This window comes from Algoriphagus locisalis (assembly GCF_900116615.1).
In the GTDB taxonomy this organism is placed as follows: Bacteria; Bacteroidota; Bacteroidia; order Cytophagales; family Cyclobacteriaceae; genus Algoriphagus; species Algoriphagus locisalis.
Genome location: NZ_FPBF01000002.1, coordinates 256,886 through 271,141, shown reverse-complemented (window position 1 = coordinate 271,141; position 14,256 = coordinate 256,886). Strand labels below are relative to the sequence as shown.

Below are 14,256 nucleotides of genomic sequence, written 5' to 3'. Positions count from 1 at the left end.
GCAAAAGTAATAATTAAGATGAATTAGCGCAATAGGATCATTAATAATTTCCTGAAAATTTCAGGCGCTCGCCTTTTTTCTCTTCGTTAAATGTACCGTTTTCGTACGCTAAATGTCCAGAAACGACTGTATGTGTGACTTTTGACTGAAAAGTATGGCCTTCGAAAGGAGACCAGCCACACTTAGATAAAATATTTTCTTTCTCCACTTTCCATGGATTAGTTAAGTCCACCAGTACCAAATCAGCAAAATATCCTTCCCTGATAAATCCTCTTTCCTTAATATTAAATAGGGTGGCTACATTATGAGACATTTTCAGAGCGATCTTCTCCAAACTGATTTTTCCCTGATGGTAGAAGTCTAGCATAGCAACCAAACTATGCTGATTTAACGGTCCACCGGAAGGAGCTTTTGTGTAAACCTGCCCTTTTTCTTCTAGCGTATGCGGAGCGTGATCGGTTGCCACCACATCAATGGTGCCGTCAAGCATTGCGTTGAAAATTGCTTCGCGGTCTTTGGCTGTTTTCACGGCCGGATTCCATTTGATCAGATTTCCTTTGGTATCGTAATCTTCTTCGGCAAACCACATGTGGTGAATGCAGGCTTCAGATGTTATTTTTTTCTTTTCCAAAGGAATTGTATTCGTGAAAAGCTCCAGTTCCTTTGCTGTGCTGATATGTAGAATATGAAGGCGTGTTCCGTGCTTTTTTGCCATGGCTACGGCTCTGCTTGAGGCATCGTAGCAAGCTTCTTCTGACCTGATTTTTGGGTGAAATTTCACTGGGATATCATCACCATATTTAGCTTTGTATTCATCGAAATTAGCTTTGATAATGCTGTCATTTTCAGAATGAATAGCGATGATAGCTTTGCATTCTTTGAAAATCCCCTCCAAAGACTCAATATTATCCACCACCATATTTCCTGTGGAGGAGCCTTGGAAAATTTTTAATCCACATACCTTTTCAAAATCAACTTTCATGATTTCATCCAGATTATTATTCGTTGCACCCATAAAAAAGGAGTAGTTCGCCAAGGAAACTTCTGCAGCTCTGGAATATTTCTGTTCCAGCAATTCTACTGTAGTGGCTTGTGGGATAGTATTTGGCATCTCCATGTAAGAGGTGGTTCCACCCGCTACTCCGGCTTTTGCTTCGGTATAGATCTCAGCTTTGTGGATAAGCCCCGGCTCTCTGAAGTGAACCTGATCGTCGATTAGACCCGGGAAAAGATGTTTTCCGGTAGCATCAATATGAATGTCAGCTTGCTCAGCACTAAGGTCATTCCCCAGTTTTGAGATTCTTCCATTTTCTACTAACACATCGCCCGGACTTATCCGGCCTTCATTGACTATATTTGCACCGGTGATCAGAATACTTTTCATCTTTACTCCTTTTTGGATTTTACTATTTCAACCAAAATTAACGAATCATGAGCAATGAGGCCTCAACATTTGAAGCATTTAAGCTAAATCGACAGCTATTAAATGCCGTGGCGGATGCCGGCTATGTTCATCCTACACCTATTCAGGAAAAAGCAATTCCTCTGGCTCTTGCAGGACATGATGTTTTGGGAATTGCTCAAACAGGGACGGGAAAGACAGCTGCCTACGTGTTGCCGGTTCTCATGAAGGTAAAATATGCACAAGGCGATCATGCCAGAGCGGTGATTTTGGCTCCAACGCGTGAGTTGGTCATGCAGATCGAAGAAGTGGTGGTTCAAATGTCCGCAAATACTGACTTGAGAATGGTTGCGCTTTATGGAGGTTTGGGGCCAAAAACTCAGATTGAAACAATCGAAAAAGGTGTTGATATCATCGTTTCTACTCCTGGAAGATTCTTGGATATCTATAGAAAAGGGAAAATCCTGACCAAGGAAATCAAAACCATGGTTTTGGACGAAGCTGACAAAATGATGGACATGGGCTTTATGCCCCAAATCCGATCGATTTTGGAAATCATTCCTAGGAAAAGACAGAACCTACTTTTTTCTGCGACTTTCGGTGAGCGCATTGACAGATTCGCGGCTGAGTTTTTAGAATTCCCCGAAAGAGTAGAAGTTACTCCTCAGGCTACCACGGCAGAGACTATTGGTCAAGTGAAGTATTTGGTGCCAAATATTAAAACGAAGTTGAGTTTGCTTGCTCACCTCTTTAAAAATGAGGAAATCAATAGAGCAATCATTTTTACCAGATCAAGAAGAAATGCAGAAGAGGTTTTTGCCTTCTTGAGCCATAGAAGTTATGGTGAAGTTCGAGTGATCCATGCAAATAAAGGACAGAATACAAGAATAAATTCTATTGAGGATTTTAAAGGCGGAGATGTGCGGATCTTGGTGGCAACGGATGTTGCTTCGAGAGGCTTGGATGTGACCATGGTTTCTCACGTGGTGAATTTTGATGTGCCTCTGATTTATGAGGATTATGTGCACCGAATCGGTAGAACAGGTCGTGCTACCAACGAAGGAAAAGCAATCAGTTTTGTGAATCCTGCAGAGGAATATCATTTCGAAAAAATCGAGGAAATCATTCGACTGAAAGTAGAAGAGGCGGAAATCCCATCTGAAGTTGATATTACCCCAACTCCTTTTGAGGAAAAACAAGCTTATGCCCGAGAGCTTGATCGATTACTGCAAAGAGATAATCCTGATTATAAGGGAGCATTTCATGAGAAGAAAGAGCATAAGAAGCCAAATCCACACCTAGAAGCTCAAGAAAAAGAGAAAAAGCGCGGCAATAAAAACTCCAAAGCTAAGACCAACAGAAATCAGCTGAAGACCAAGCATCAGAAGAATAAAGGAAAATAGGTGTACCTGCCTAAGGTTAATTTTCGCTAAAACTAATCTCCATCTGCTTGAAGTTTTATTCACAATGATAAAATTTGAGATGTGAGATTAGTTTTATTTTTTGTGTTTGTCAGTGCCTCTCTTCAGGCCCAATCTTTTTTGGTTCCATACAACCACCTATTACCCGATTCAAGAAAAATCGAAATTCAAGTTGAGTTCTTAAATCAGTTTGACGCAGAAAAGGAAACTGTGTTTCTATTAGAGGATGCTTTCGATGGCCTTTATTTGCCTTTTTATGAATTGCTGGATTTTCCTAAGTCCAGCAATTTTGTTTTGATCAAGGGAAGGAAGGATAATGAGGAGCTAAAAAGAGGTGTGATGATGACTGGGAGTCTTGATTATCATTTAGCCTACACTCTTTACGATCAAGATCAAGTAGCTCTTGATATAGAAGTAATTAGGCAGGAATTGCTTGGGGATGGGCAAGTGATTTTGTTTGGATATTCCTCGGCTGCAATGGTTTTGCAGCATTATTTATCCTTATATCCTCAGCATGTAAGCAGAATGATCAGTGTCAACCCCTTGGTTTTTGACATTCAAAAGAATTTGAGTTTTCCTTCCTCAGTATTAGTGTTTCCTGATTTGAATTTTAGTGATGAGCAGCAGGTTGATTTTAGTTTCTATGCAAATTATGACAAAGAGAATCTTAGCGCAAAGTCCTTATCCAAAGAGAATCTGAAAGAATTTCTGACTTTTCAGGATGTATTGACGGGATTAGCCAATGTGCAGGATATTCAAAACAACATCCCGTTAGTGGTGCGGTTGTTTGAGCATGCGATTGCACTCTCAGGATTTCAAGATTCTCTGAATAAGAGCAATCTGAGTTTAGAAGTGATGAAAAAAATGAGTAGCCCCCTCTGGAGCTCCTTTCAAAGTAGCAACTTTGATTTCTATGGAACCAACTACGATCGGTTACTGGAATTTGAGGGGAAAATGATTGTAATCGGAGGAGCTTTTGATCAATTGATTTACTCCAAATCTTACGATGTACTCGCAGAATATTATGATAACTGCACCTTGCTGTTGATCAACGATGGTCATGGACTACAGCAAGCACTTAAGCTTACTTCTTTCAAGGAATTAATAAACTCATTTATTACTAATGATACTTCGGGAAAGGTAGCCGCCTATAAGAAGTTGTCTGAGGAGAAATTTATTTTCGAAAAATACCACGAGGGCTCATTTAAAATTCCGCCTCTTTTTTGATTCAAAGTTGAGTAGTAAGATAAAACCCGATCCATGACGAATCGGGTTTTTTCTAATGTCTTGATACTTATGTGTCTTGATACTTATGTCTAAAGACTCTCTACTTATTCTTTTCCATATAATCCACAACGAAATAACTCAAGGTTCGCATTCCCAATACAAAACCTCCTTCGTCAATATAGAATCCAGGGGTGTGATGTGAAGGTGTTGTCAGAGGATCACCGCCTTTTTTCATTCCTCCTAGAAAGATGAATACCCCCGGTTTTTCCCGTTGGAAAAAGCTGAAATCCTCAGCTCCGGTCACAGGGTTCAGATAAATCAAGTTTTCTGCTCCTGCAGCCGCTTCCAATGATGGAAGCATTTCCTTTGTCAAATCAGGGTGGTTCACTGTAGAAGGATATAGTTTCTCAAGCTTCAGGTCAACGGTTGCTCCTGCGCTTTCAGCAATATTTAATACAATCTCATTAATCCGCTTATGAACAAGGGTTTGCTGCTCATCTCCAAACGTCCTAACTGTTCCTATCAATTTGACTTCTTCCGGAATGATGTTGTGACGTATCCCGCCGTGAATTGCTCCGATGGTGACCACTGCTGGGTTTTGCGTGACATTTACACTTCTGGAAAGAATAGTTTGCAGTCCCATGATGATCTGGGAACTTGTTACGATTGGATCTACGCTGGACCAAGGATAAGCTCCATGTGCCTGAACACCTTTGACGGTGATTTCCAGATTGTCCACTGCTGCCATGATCGGACCAGAACGATAGCCAATCTTTCCGACTTCAGTCTGAGAATTGATATGCAAACCGAAAACCGCGTCCACATCGTCCATCACGCCTTCTTTAACCATCAGTTCTGCTCCAGCCATTTCTGCGTCAAAAACGCCCTCTTCAGCCGGCTGGAATAGGAATTTAACGTTGCCTTGCAAATCATCTTTCATGCTGGCAAGTACTTCTGCCACACCCATCAAAATAGCGACATGTGAGTCGTGACCACAGGCATGCATGACGCCGGTTTCCTGTCCATTGTAGGTTGCGGTATTCACAGATTTGAAGGGTAAATCATTACGTTCGGTTACGGGGAGCGCATCCATATCTGCTCGTAGTGCTACCGTCGGGCCAGGCTTTCCGCCTTTCAAGACTCCAACAACTCCAGTTACGGCTACATTTTCCGTGACTTCAATTCCAAGCGAACGAAGATGATCAGCAATTTTCTTAGCTGTTCTCGTTTCTTGGTTTCCCAGTTCCGGATACATGTGGATATCCCTTCTCCATTCAATCACTTTGGCTTCGATGGAATTTGCCTTACTGTCTATTGCGGGTCGGAGCTCAGTTTGAGCCAAAAGCGTTCCTGTACCCATTAACATTGGAACTAGGATTAGAGGGAGTAAATGTTTTTTCATGGTCGTGGTTTGCGTTGTTAGTATTCAAATTTAGAAAAATGTGCTTATGCTCAAGCTTTTTGGAGTAAGTTGGTTGAAATCTCTTATTTGTTAGAACTATTTTTTCTGAAATACTTTTGTACTAGAAATCATTTGAAATCGAGCACGTCGATAACGACACATACTGGCGTGTATATAAACGCTGCGCGATTCCATGTGACTATTTAAAACAAATTAATATGTATATCCGCAATTGCACCAAAAAAAGGCGAAAAGCGACTTAAAGTATGGCAAATACTTGTATTGCTGGTACTTCGGTCACCCGTCATCGGTCTTCCAGCCTGATAAGCAAAGAAAAAGAGGTAACTGGCATCATTACGGATAATCATACAAATTAAAAACACATGAAATACAATCTATGCAACTCAATAATCAAATCGCGGTAGTCACCGGCGTGAGCAAGGGAATAGGACTGGAAGTAGTCAAATTGTTAATTGAAAAAGGAACTGTAGTCGCTGGCTGGGGGAGAAATGCTCCGGACTTTCAGCATGAAAACTTCCATTTTTTCAACTGTGATGTAGCAAAAGAAGAGTCTGTAGAGCATGCGTTTCAAGCTACAACTCGAAAACTAGGAAGCGATATCAGAATTTTGATAAACAACGCTGGATTTGGGGTCGCTGGGGATACGGAAACTTTCTCCTCAGATGACTGGAAGGCAATGTTTGATACGAATGTCCATGGGATTTTCTACACCACCAAGCGCTTGATCCCAGGCATGAAAGCTGCAGATGAAGGACATATTTTGAATGTGGCTTCTATTGCTGGCTTAAATGGTGTGAATAAATTTGCAGGCTACGTTGGTACTAAGCATGCAGTACGCGGAATTTCACACTCACTTTACATGGAACTGAGGGATTTCGGGATCAAGGTTTCTACAATTTTTCCGGGTTCCATTCAAACCAATTTCTTTGATGACATAGAAGGTGCTAGTGCCAATGAGAACATGATGAGACCCATCGACGTCGCGACTACTATGGTGCAAACGTTAGAAACTCACCCCAATTATTTCGTGGCTGATGTAGAATGCAGGCCTTTGAGGCCAAAAGGAAAGAAATAGCACAGTACATTTAATTCAACTCTAAACACCGATGGATAATTTGATAGATACACATCGGTGTTTCTTGGAGATATACTTTCGTTTTCTAAACCAGAAAATGGCCATTTGCCATGTTTTAAAATTGTTTTCAGCGAGTTATGTGTTTATTTTGAAAGATATCTTTTGAGCTATGAAAAAAACTAATTTGATTATTCTGATTACCGTGCTTATTGGTGGCGCGGCATATTTTGGGTATTTAACTCAGATAGGTACGCCTGCTGAAGCCGCTATAACTCTTACCGCTCCAAGCGAATTGCCAAACTTTACCTTGAATAATATCAATGGAAAGGCAACATCTATTCATGCTGCGGCAGGTGATAAGCCTACCCTATTCATTTATTACAATTCCACCTGTCACCTATGTCAAGAGGAGCTTGGTGAGATTTCCAAAAGAATTGAGGAGTTTGAGGACTACAATATCATCCTCACCACGGTTCAGCCAATGGAGGAAATGATTGACTTTGCAAATGGCCTAGGAATTAAAGACAAAAACAACGTTCATTTTTTGCTTGATTCTGAGATGAAAGTAGCGAGTTACTATCAAGTAAGAAGTGTGCCTTCTATTTATGTTTATGATGGTAAAAAGCAGCTAGTGGCAGAATATGTAGGAATCACCAAGATTGAGCTTTTGCTGGAGAAGCTTGGTGCGGATTAATGCAGGAAATAGTTTTTGGAAGGGGTTAGAAACCATTTCCAAGCTGGTGTCACAGTGATCTCTTCGAATTGATCTTCTTGGTTGTAAGTGATGATATAGCCAGAGCTAAGTTCGGTTTCTTTCATTGCCTCCTTTAGTCCCTGTAACTCTCTTTGTAGGTTATCAGGGGTTAATTCCCAACAGACTTGTACTGCGCCGATTACTTCTTCATTCCATTTGACTAGAAAATCACATTCCGAATTTTTAGCTTTAAAGTAATGGATCGTTTGGAATGATCGACGCAGATGTAGATACACAAAATTTTCCAGTCTTCGTCCTAAATCTTTACTGAAAGAAAGTGAATTTGCCGATGCCAATGCGGGATCTACGCAATAGGCTTTTTTGGGATTGGCCAATTGCTTGCGGATTGATGGCGAATACATGGGTATTAAGTCAAACAGATAGCTTTCCTCCAGGTAGTCGCAATAATCTATCACTGTTCGGACTGATTTTATTTCCAGAAGTTGGGCCATTCGGGAATAGCTGAACTCCTTCCCTATGTTAGACGAAAGGAAGACTCCCAGTCTGATCAACTGGGTTTCGTTGCTTATATTTCTTCTCACAGCCACATCTCGAGTCAATATGTCTCGAAGAAGTGTCCTTAAATATTCCTGATCTTGATTTTGTAAATATTCTGGAAATCCTCCTAGTTGAAAATAGGACTCGAAACTCGCTTCTTCTGGAGCTAAGCCTTTGAAACTTAAAAACTCTGTATAGCTAAAAGGGAATAATTCTATCTGCTTATACCGCCCGGTTAGTCTGGTGCCAAGTTCCCGACTAAGCATGCTGGCATTGGAACCTGTGATGTAAAGCGCTTGCCCTCTTTCGTGTAAGGAACGAGCAAAAACCTCCCAACCCTCTACCCATTGGAGCTCATCTAACAGGATGGCGGTTTTGCCAAATTCATCTCTCAGCTCCTCTAGCTTAGAGAGGTCTGTGGGTTCAAAGTTTACTAATCTTGGATCTTCGAAATTCAGGTAAAGTCCACGTTGCTTTTCAGAGAAGCTATTTCTTATCAAAATACTTTTTCCACAGCGCCTTACTCCACTTACTATCAAGATCTGATTAGAGTAGGTGGGCAAGTTTTCCTCTCTTGCTATAAGTGATTTTTGAAGAAAATTCTCATTTTGATCTAAGATTATTTCTCCCAATATCTGCTTTTGTATCATATAATATCCTGTAAATCAATACAAATATAAAAGCTTGTATTTATAATACAAGATATCATGTATTGTAAATACAAGCTTTTTAATGTAAAATACAATCCAAATCCAAAGCTATCTCAGGATCAATTCTCTTCTATCGAGCTTCTACTCATGAAAACTCTATTTTTTCCTTACTTTTGACTGACTAAAAAAGCTACATGTCACTAGAAGTATCCCAGCTCACCAAACTTTATGGAACCCAAAAAGCACTCGATGAAGTGTCGTTTTCGGCAACGCCGGGAAGGATACTTGGGTTTTTGGGGCCAAATGGAGCGGGGAAATCAACTACCATGAAGGTGATTACCGGGTACATTTCTGCCAATTCCGGTGAAGTAACGGTGATGGGAAAGGATGCGATCAATTCCCCAAAGGAAGTGAGTAAGCTTATTGGCTACCTTCCTGAGCATAATCCGCTTTACCTTGACATGTACGTGCGGGAATTTCTGGAATTTTCAGGAGGCTTATACGGGATGACTGGGCAAGCATTGAAGTCCGGAGCCAAGGAAATGCTACACCGTACAGGACTCGAACCAGAGCAGCACAAGAAAATCGGTCAACTATCCAAAGGTTATAGGCAGCGGGTAGGTCTAGCGAGAGCCTTGATCCATGATCCCCAAGTGATCATTTTGGACGAGCCAACTACTGGACTTGACCCAAATCAATTGGTAGAAATCAGAAGTCTGATTCAAGAAGTGGCAAAGGATAAGACCCTTATTCTTTCTACTCATATTATGCAGGAAGTTGAAGCTATCTGCCATGATGTAGTCATTATAAACAAAGGAAAAATTCTAGCTTCTGAATCCCTGGCAAATCTAAAATCCAATTCAGCCGAGACTATTCTTGTGTTGGAAACGGAAGAAGAATTGGAGCTGGAGTGGTTTGAATCCATGGGTAAAATTGATTTTGGCGCAAAAGGGAAAAGCGAGGTACTTATTTCCACAACCGATCCGACATTTGCCAGAAAAGCAATAATGAATATTGTCAACGAGCGTTCATTAAATCTGATTAGCCTCAATCAAAGCAAGAAAAATCTGGAATTAATTTTTAGAGAAATCACTAAATGAGAAGCCTTTTCATAAAAGAATTCAATTCATTTTTTGGTAGCCTTTTGGGTTATTTAGTGCTTGTGTTATTCTTAATTGCATTAGGCTTGATCGTTTGGGTTTTTCCAGAAACAAGTGTTTTGGAATATGGCTATGCAGATCTTGAAGCACTTTTCACATACACACCATACGTATTTACATTTCTAGTTCCTGCACTTTCTATGCGGGCTATTGCCGATGAGCGCAAAACTGGAACTTGGGAGCTATTGAGGACCTCACCACTTTCTTTGGTGCAGATTATTCTAGCCAAATACTTTGCCTTGCTTTGTCTGGTTCTTGTCGCACTATTACCCACTTTATTTTATTTCTATAGTATCGTTCAGCTTGGAGACCCGGTAGGAAACCTGGATCAGGCAGGCTTTTTCGGGTCTTGGATAGGATTGATTATGATCGGAGCAGTATTCGCTGCTGTGGGTCTATTTGCGAGTTCGCTTACTTCCCAGCAGGTAGTTGCGTTCGTCTTGGGCGTGTTTTTATGCTTTGTCCTGTACTTTGGATTCTCAGCGTTGGCAGATATGCAGCTGGGAGATATTTCTTATTGGGCAGATGATCTGAGTTTGAGTTTTCACTACATCAATTTGAGTAGAGGAGTGATTGAATCTACCGATCTATTCTTTTTGTTTGGGATGATCTGGTTGTTTTTGGGTGGGGCAGTATTGGTTTTGAGAAATAAATGAAAAATACCGCCTTACATATCGCTAAGCCATGGTTGATTCTTTTCGGAGGGATTTTGCTATTTGTTTTATTGGCTCAATTCCTGAATTTCAGGATTGACCTGACTGAGGAAAAACGCTATTCTCTTCATCCGGCTACAGAAGAAGTACTTTCAGGAATTACTGAACCTCTTCATGTGGATATTCTTTTGGTAGGTGAAAATCTGCAAGGTGGTATGAGGAGATTGCAGAAATCCATCGAAGAAACAGTTAGGACTTTCAATGCTTATAGTCCTGAAAAAATCACTTTTTCATACTTTGATCCTCGGAGTATTGAAGCGGACAAGCAAAAGGAGTTTATACTTTCTCTGACTGAATATGGCATCAACCCAACGAACCTTTCTGTCAAGCAAGCTACTGGTTTGCAGACGCAATTGATTTTTCCGGGTATTCTTGTCAGTAATGCAGAGTATGAAACTGGAGCTTTGATTCTCAAAGGAGAGCGGGGAATGAGTCCTGATCAAACTCTCAATCAATCCATCGAGAATTTGGAATTCGAGCTGAGCAACGCCATTCGAAAGCTGATTTCTCCCGAATCCTCCTCGATTGCCATGATCATGGGTCATGGGGAAATGAGTACCGATGAAGGTTATGGAATGGTTGAAGCGCTGGATGGGGATTTTGAATTATTCAAAGTGCCACTTGAGCAGGCCAATACCCCAGCTGATTTGGTTGGCTTTAAGATGATTTTTATCCAAGGACCAAAAGAAACATACACCGAACGAGAGATTTACTTGTTAGATCAATACGTGATGGGTGGAGGCAATCTGGTTGTTTTGCTAGATGGTGTGGCGGTTGATATTGAAAATGCGGGAGGAGAAGGCACATTGGCCATGCCTTTAGATATGGGGTTGGACAAGCTTCTTTTCCGCTATGGTATCCGTGTAAATAAGGATTTGATACAGGATTTGAGTTTTGGATACATTCCTGTGATGGGAGGGAATTTTGGAGATCAGCAACAAATGGTTTCCTTGCCTTGGCCATTTTATATCCTAGCTGGACGAATGCAAGAGCATGCGATCACTAAGGGATTGGATGTGGTTGAATTTCGATTTGCAAGTAGTCTGGATACAGTGAAAGCAGATGGAGTGATCAAAACTCCGCTGATCTTTAGCTCTGATCTGTCTAGGGTCTTGGCGGCGCCAGTGCGTGTAGCTTTTGAGGATATGGAGCAAGAGCCAGATGTGAAGCAGTTTGGCATAAAGAATCTACCACTAGCTTATTTGCTGGAAGGGGAATTTACCTCTCTATATAAAAACCGATTTTTGCCAGATGGCTTCGCAAAAGAAGACTTTAAAGAAAGTGGGAATGGAAAAGTGGTAGTGATCGGAGATGGAGATGTCTTTCAGGCATTGACCAATCTTCAGGATGGTTCACCATTGGCGTTGGGAGAAGATCCATATAGCCAAACAACTTTTGCAAATAAGCTTTTTCTTAAAAACTTGGCCCAATACCTTGCTGATCCGGACGGAATCATTGCTTCCCGTACCCGTACATTTCAGATTCGTCCTTTGAATAAGGCTAAAATTGCGCAGGAAAAGACATTTTGGCAAGGATTGAACGTGCTAGCTCCGGTAGTTGTATTGTCGATTTTTGGAGGATTTGTCTGGTGGATTCGAAAGAATAAATTCAGCCGCAGAGTAAACTAGGAAAGAAAAACAGGTTCTATACCATTAATTTTTCAGAGAATCATTTATACGACGGTTCGAATTAGAATTTATTTATAAATTTACCCCCATTCAAAAGTAAAAATTAATTAAGCCCTACGATATGAAATTTATTGTTTCCTCTTCTGCATTATTAAAGCAGCTTTCGGCTATCAACGGTGTGGTAACAACCAATCCTGTTGTGCCAATTTTGGAAAATTTTCTTTTTGAGATCAAAGAGAGTCAATTGACCATTACTGCATCTGATTTGCAGACTTCTATGATTACCGAGATCAGCGTGGAGGCCAAAGAAGATGGAAATATCGCTGTGCCTGCAAAGATTTTGATAGAAACGTTGAAGAATCTTCCTGAGCAGCCGGTGACTTTCAGCATTGATCACGATACTTACGCGGTAGAAATCAGTTCTGACAATGGGCGATATAGATTGGCTGGTGAGAATGCAACGGATTTTCCAAAAATCCCTACAGTAAGCAACGCCACTTCAGTAGATATGTCCACTGAGGTGCTTTCCTCTGCTGTTTCCAATACAATCTTCGCAACTAGCTCTGACGAGCTTCGTCCTGCGATGACGGGTGTTTACATCAATCTAAGCCCTACGAATACAACTTTCGTAGCAACTGACGGACATAGACTAGTAAGATATAGAAGAGTTGATATCGCTTCTCAGGAAGCAGCTACTTTGATCATTCCACGTAAAGCTTTGAACTTGCTAAAGTCCACTTTGCCATCTGAAAATCTTCCGGTGACTGTAGAATTCAATCAGTCAAACGCCTATTTCAACTTCAATAACATCAAGATGATTTGTCGTCTGATCGACGAGCGTTTCCCTGATTACGAAAACGTAATCCCGGCGGAAAACCCGAACGTGATGACTATTGATCGTTCTGAATTGTTGAGCTCATTGAGAAGAATCGCGATCTATGCTAATAAAACTACGCATCAGGTGAGATTGAAATTGACTGGTAGTGAATTGATGATTTCTGCAGAAGATCTTGATTTCTCAAACGAAGCAAATGAAAGACTTTCTTGCGAACACGATGGTGAGGATATCGAAATCGGATTCAATGCAAAATTCCTGGTGGAAATGTTGAATAACCTTTCGTGCAAGGAAGTGAGCTTGAAGTTCTCAGCTCCTAACCGTGCAGGTTTGATCCTTCCAGCCGAGCAAGACGAAAACGAAGACATCCTGATGCTGGTAATGCCGGTGATGTTGAATAACTACGTATAATAACCACAGACCATAAAACGGAAAGCCCGGAGTTTACTTCGGGCTTTTTTTCTGTCCTTTGAGGTGTCATTCCGACTACAAAGTAGGAGGAATCTCCTCGAAGGTCTTGATTGTTTGAACCGCAAAGTATATGGAGTCCCGATGACTATCGGGATCGCAGAGAGTAAAAATGCGATTCAACAATGAATTATGACGCGTCTTGAGAATTTCTTCAGACGATTAAAGTCATTAAAAACTTTTTTTCGCTGCGTCGCCGCGCCGCTGCGAGAGTAAAACTCACTTTTTCTTCGCATCCCGCAACGACTTCAGATACAACCCTTCCACTCGCTCTCTAGCCCAGGGTGTTTTACGTAGGAACTTCAAGCTAGAATTGACCGAAGGATCATGCGTGAAGCATCGAATAGTTATTCGCTGGCCAAGCTCTTCCCATCCATAGAATTCTACTAGATGCTCGACCATGTCTGCAAGCTTTACTCCGTGAAGTGGGTTGTTGGGTTGAGTTTCCAATGAAGAATTTAAAATAGATGAGTTTAAAATTAGGAATTCTTTAAGGATAGCCTATCATTTTCTTTCTATAAAATCCCACAAATTCCCATACAAATCCTTAAAAACTGATACAGTCCCAAAAGCTTCCTCGGAAGGCTCACGAATGAATTCCACGCCTTTTGCAGTGTAGTTATGATAGTCCCGGTAGAAATTGTCAGTATATAAGAAAAGGAAAACTCTTCCTCCAGATTGAAAGCCAATTTGATTTCTCTGGAGCTCATCGGTTGCTTTTGCCAACAGCAACTGGCATGTAGATCCAGTAGGTGCTACCCGTACCCAACGTTTGATGTCACTGATGTGCGTGTCCTCAATTAATTCAAAGCCTAAAACGTTCGTGTAGTATTCAATCGCCTCATCATAATCTCTTACCAAAATCGCGATTTGTCCCAGTTGTTGTTTCATTGATGCAAGTAGGGGAAAGCAAAAGGAATTTGAAAATTGAGATGTGGATTCATGAAGTTTTTTCTGCTGAGGATTTTATGTCTTCTTCTATGAAAATGGCCTTCTTCTGTT

The 14,256-nt window shown here is 41.0% G+C and carries 13 protein-coding genes; 8 read left to right on the top strand and 5 right to left on the bottom strand.

The features are described 5' to 3' along the window. Positions 1–40: 40 nt before the first annotated feature. Positions 41–1,384: a dihydroorotase gene (locus BM386_RS06075; protein ID WP_091692185.1), complete on the bottom strand. Its 1,344-nt coding sequence runs from the start codon at positions 1,382–1,384 to the stop codon at positions 41–43. Between the two features lie 47 nt (positions 1,385–1,431). Between BM386_RS06075 and BM386_RS06070 the strand changes: the two genes are divergently transcribed. Together BM386_RS06070 and BM386_RS06065 are read left to right on the top strand one after the other, a co-directional pair. Continuing rightward, positions 1,432–2,805, top strand: coding sequence for a DEAD/DEAH box helicase (locus BM386_RS06070; protein ID WP_091692184.1), 1,374 nt, complete (start codon positions 1,432–1,434; stop codon positions 2,803–2,805). An 81-nt stretch (positions 2,806–2,886) separates the two neighbouring features. Continuing rightward, positions 2,887–4,050: an alpha/beta fold hydrolase gene (locus tag BM386_RS06065; protein WP_139235854.1), complete on the top strand. Its 1,164-nt coding sequence runs from the start codon at positions 2,887–2,889 to the stop codon at positions 4,048–4,050. A 100-nt stretch (positions 4,051–4,150) separates the two neighbouring features. Here the strand turns inward: BM386_RS06065 and BM386_RS06060 are convergent, their stop codons facing one another. Then, a complete protein-coding gene (locus tag BM386_RS06060; RefSeq protein ID WP_091692182.1) occupies positions 4,151–5,452 on the bottom strand; it encodes an amidohydrolase in 1,302 nt (433 codons plus the stop codon). Between the two features lie 397 nt (positions 5,453–5,849). On the opposite strand from BM386_RS06060, the gene BM386_RS06055 reads away from it, so the two are divergent. Together BM386_RS06055 and BM386_RS06050 are read left to right on the top strand one after the other, a co-directional pair. After that, on the top strand, positions 5,850–6,548 hold the full coding sequence (locus BM386_RS06055) for an SDR family oxidoreductase (RefSeq protein ID WP_091692181.1): 699 nt from the start codon (positions 5,850–5,852) through the stop codon (positions 6,546–6,548). Between the two features lie 169 nt (positions 6,549–6,717). Then, positions 6,718–7,242, top strand: a complete 525-nt coding sequence (locus BM386_RS06050) for a peroxiredoxin family protein (protein ID WP_091692180.1) — start codon at positions 6,718–6,720, stop codon at positions 7,240–7,242. Here the strand turns inward: BM386_RS06050 and BM386_RS06045 are convergent. After that, positions 7,239–8,450 carry an ATP-binding protein gene (locus BM386_RS06045; protein WP_091692179.1) on the bottom strand — a complete coding sequence of 404 codons (1,212 nt, stop codon included), beginning with the start codon at positions 8,448–8,450 and terminating at the stop codon, positions 7,239–7,241. The genes BM386_RS06050 and BM386_RS06045 overlap by 4 nt on opposite strands. Before the next feature lie 194 nt (positions 8,451–8,644). Between BM386_RS06045 and gldA the strand changes: the two genes are divergently transcribed. The 4 genes from gldA (at position 8,645) to dnaN (ending at position 13,197) form a co-directional block, all read left to right on the top strand. After that, the gene (gene gldA / locus BM386_RS06040; RefSeq protein ID WP_091692178.1) at positions 8,645–9,550 is read left to right on the top strand and encodes a gliding motility-associated ABC transporter ATP-binding subunit GldA; all 906 of its coding nucleotides are present in this window, start codon (positions 8,645–8,647) and stop codon (positions 9,548–9,550) included. Beyond that, positions 9,547–10,266, top strand: coding sequence for a gliding motility-associated ABC transporter permease subunit GldF (gene gldF / locus BM386_RS06035; protein WP_091692177.1), 720 nt, complete (start codon positions 9,547–9,549; stop codon positions 10,264–10,266). The genes gldA and gldF overlap by 4 nt, the downstream gene beginning before the upstream one ends. Beyond that, positions 10,263–11,951, top strand: a complete 1,689-nt coding sequence (gene gldG / locus BM386_RS06030) for a gliding motility-associated ABC transporter substrate-binding protein GldG (RefSeq protein WP_091692176.1) — start codon at positions 10,263–10,265, stop codon at positions 11,949–11,951. Before gldF ends, gldG begins: the two co-directional genes overlap by 4 nt. Before the next feature lie 121 nt (positions 11,952–12,072). Then, entirely contained in the window at positions 12,073–13,197 is a 1,125-nt protein-coding gene (gene dnaN, locus BM386_RS06025; protein ID WP_091692175.1) for a DNA polymerase III subunit beta, read from the top strand. Positions 13,198–13,473: 276 nt separating this feature from the next. Here the strand turns inward: dnaN and BM386_RS06020 are convergent, their stop codons facing one another. Both BM386_RS06020 and BM386_RS06015 read right to left on the bottom strand, forming a co-directional pair. Next, a complete protein-coding gene (locus BM386_RS06020; RefSeq protein ID WP_091692174.1) occupies positions 13,474–13,704 on the bottom strand; it encodes a VF530 family protein in 231 nt (76 codons plus the stop codon). A 54-nt stretch (positions 13,705–13,758) separates the two neighbouring features. Continuing rightward, positions 13,759–14,145 (bottom strand): VOC family protein, encoded by a 387-nt coding sequence (locus BM386_RS06015; RefSeq protein ID WP_091692173.1) that lies wholly within the window; start codon positions 14,143–14,145, stop codon positions 13,759–13,761. Positions 14,146–14,256 lie beyond the last annotated feature (111 nt).

Coding starts and splice junctions, on each gene's coding strand:
- gldF (WP_091692177.1), top strand. CDS start 9,547: ATGAGAAGCCTTTTCATAAAAGAATTCAATTCATTTTTTGGTAGCCTT.
- dnaN (WP_091692175.1), top strand. CDS start 12,073: ATGAAATTTATTGTTTCCTCTTCTGCATTATTAAAGCAGCTTTCGGCT.
- BM386_RS06075 (WP_091692185.1), bottom strand. CDS start 1,384: ATGAAAAGTATTCTGATCACCGGTGCAAATATAGTCAATGAAGGCCGG.
- BM386_RS06050 (WP_091692180.1), top strand. CDS start 6,718: ATGAAAAAAACTAATTTGATTATTCTGATTACCGTGCTTATTGGTGGC.
- BM386_RS06015 (WP_091692173.1), bottom strand. CDS start 14,145: ATGAAACAACAACTGGGACAAATCGCGATTTTGGTAAGAGATTATGAT.
- gldG (WP_091692176.1), top strand. CDS start 10,263: ATGAAAAATACCGCCTTACATATCGCTAAGCCATGGTTGATTCTTTTC.
- gldA (WP_091692178.1), top strand. CDS start 8,645: ATGTCACTAGAAGTATCCCAGCTCACCAAACTTTATGGAACCCAAAAA.
- BM386_RS06060 (WP_091692182.1), bottom strand. CDS start 5,452: ATGAAAAAACATTTACTCCCTCTAATCCTAGTTCCAATGTTAATGGGT.
- BM386_RS06070 (WP_091692184.1), top strand. CDS start 1,432: ATGAGCAATGAGGCCTCAACATTTGAAGCATTTAAGCTAAATCGACAG.
- BM386_RS06055 (WP_091692181.1), top strand. CDS start 5,850: ATGCAACTCAATAATCAAATCGCGGTAGTCACCGGCGTGAGCAAGGGA.
- BM386_RS06045 (WP_091692179.1), bottom strand. CDS start 8,450: ATGATACAAAAGCAGATATTGGGAGAAATAATCTTAGATCAAAATGAG.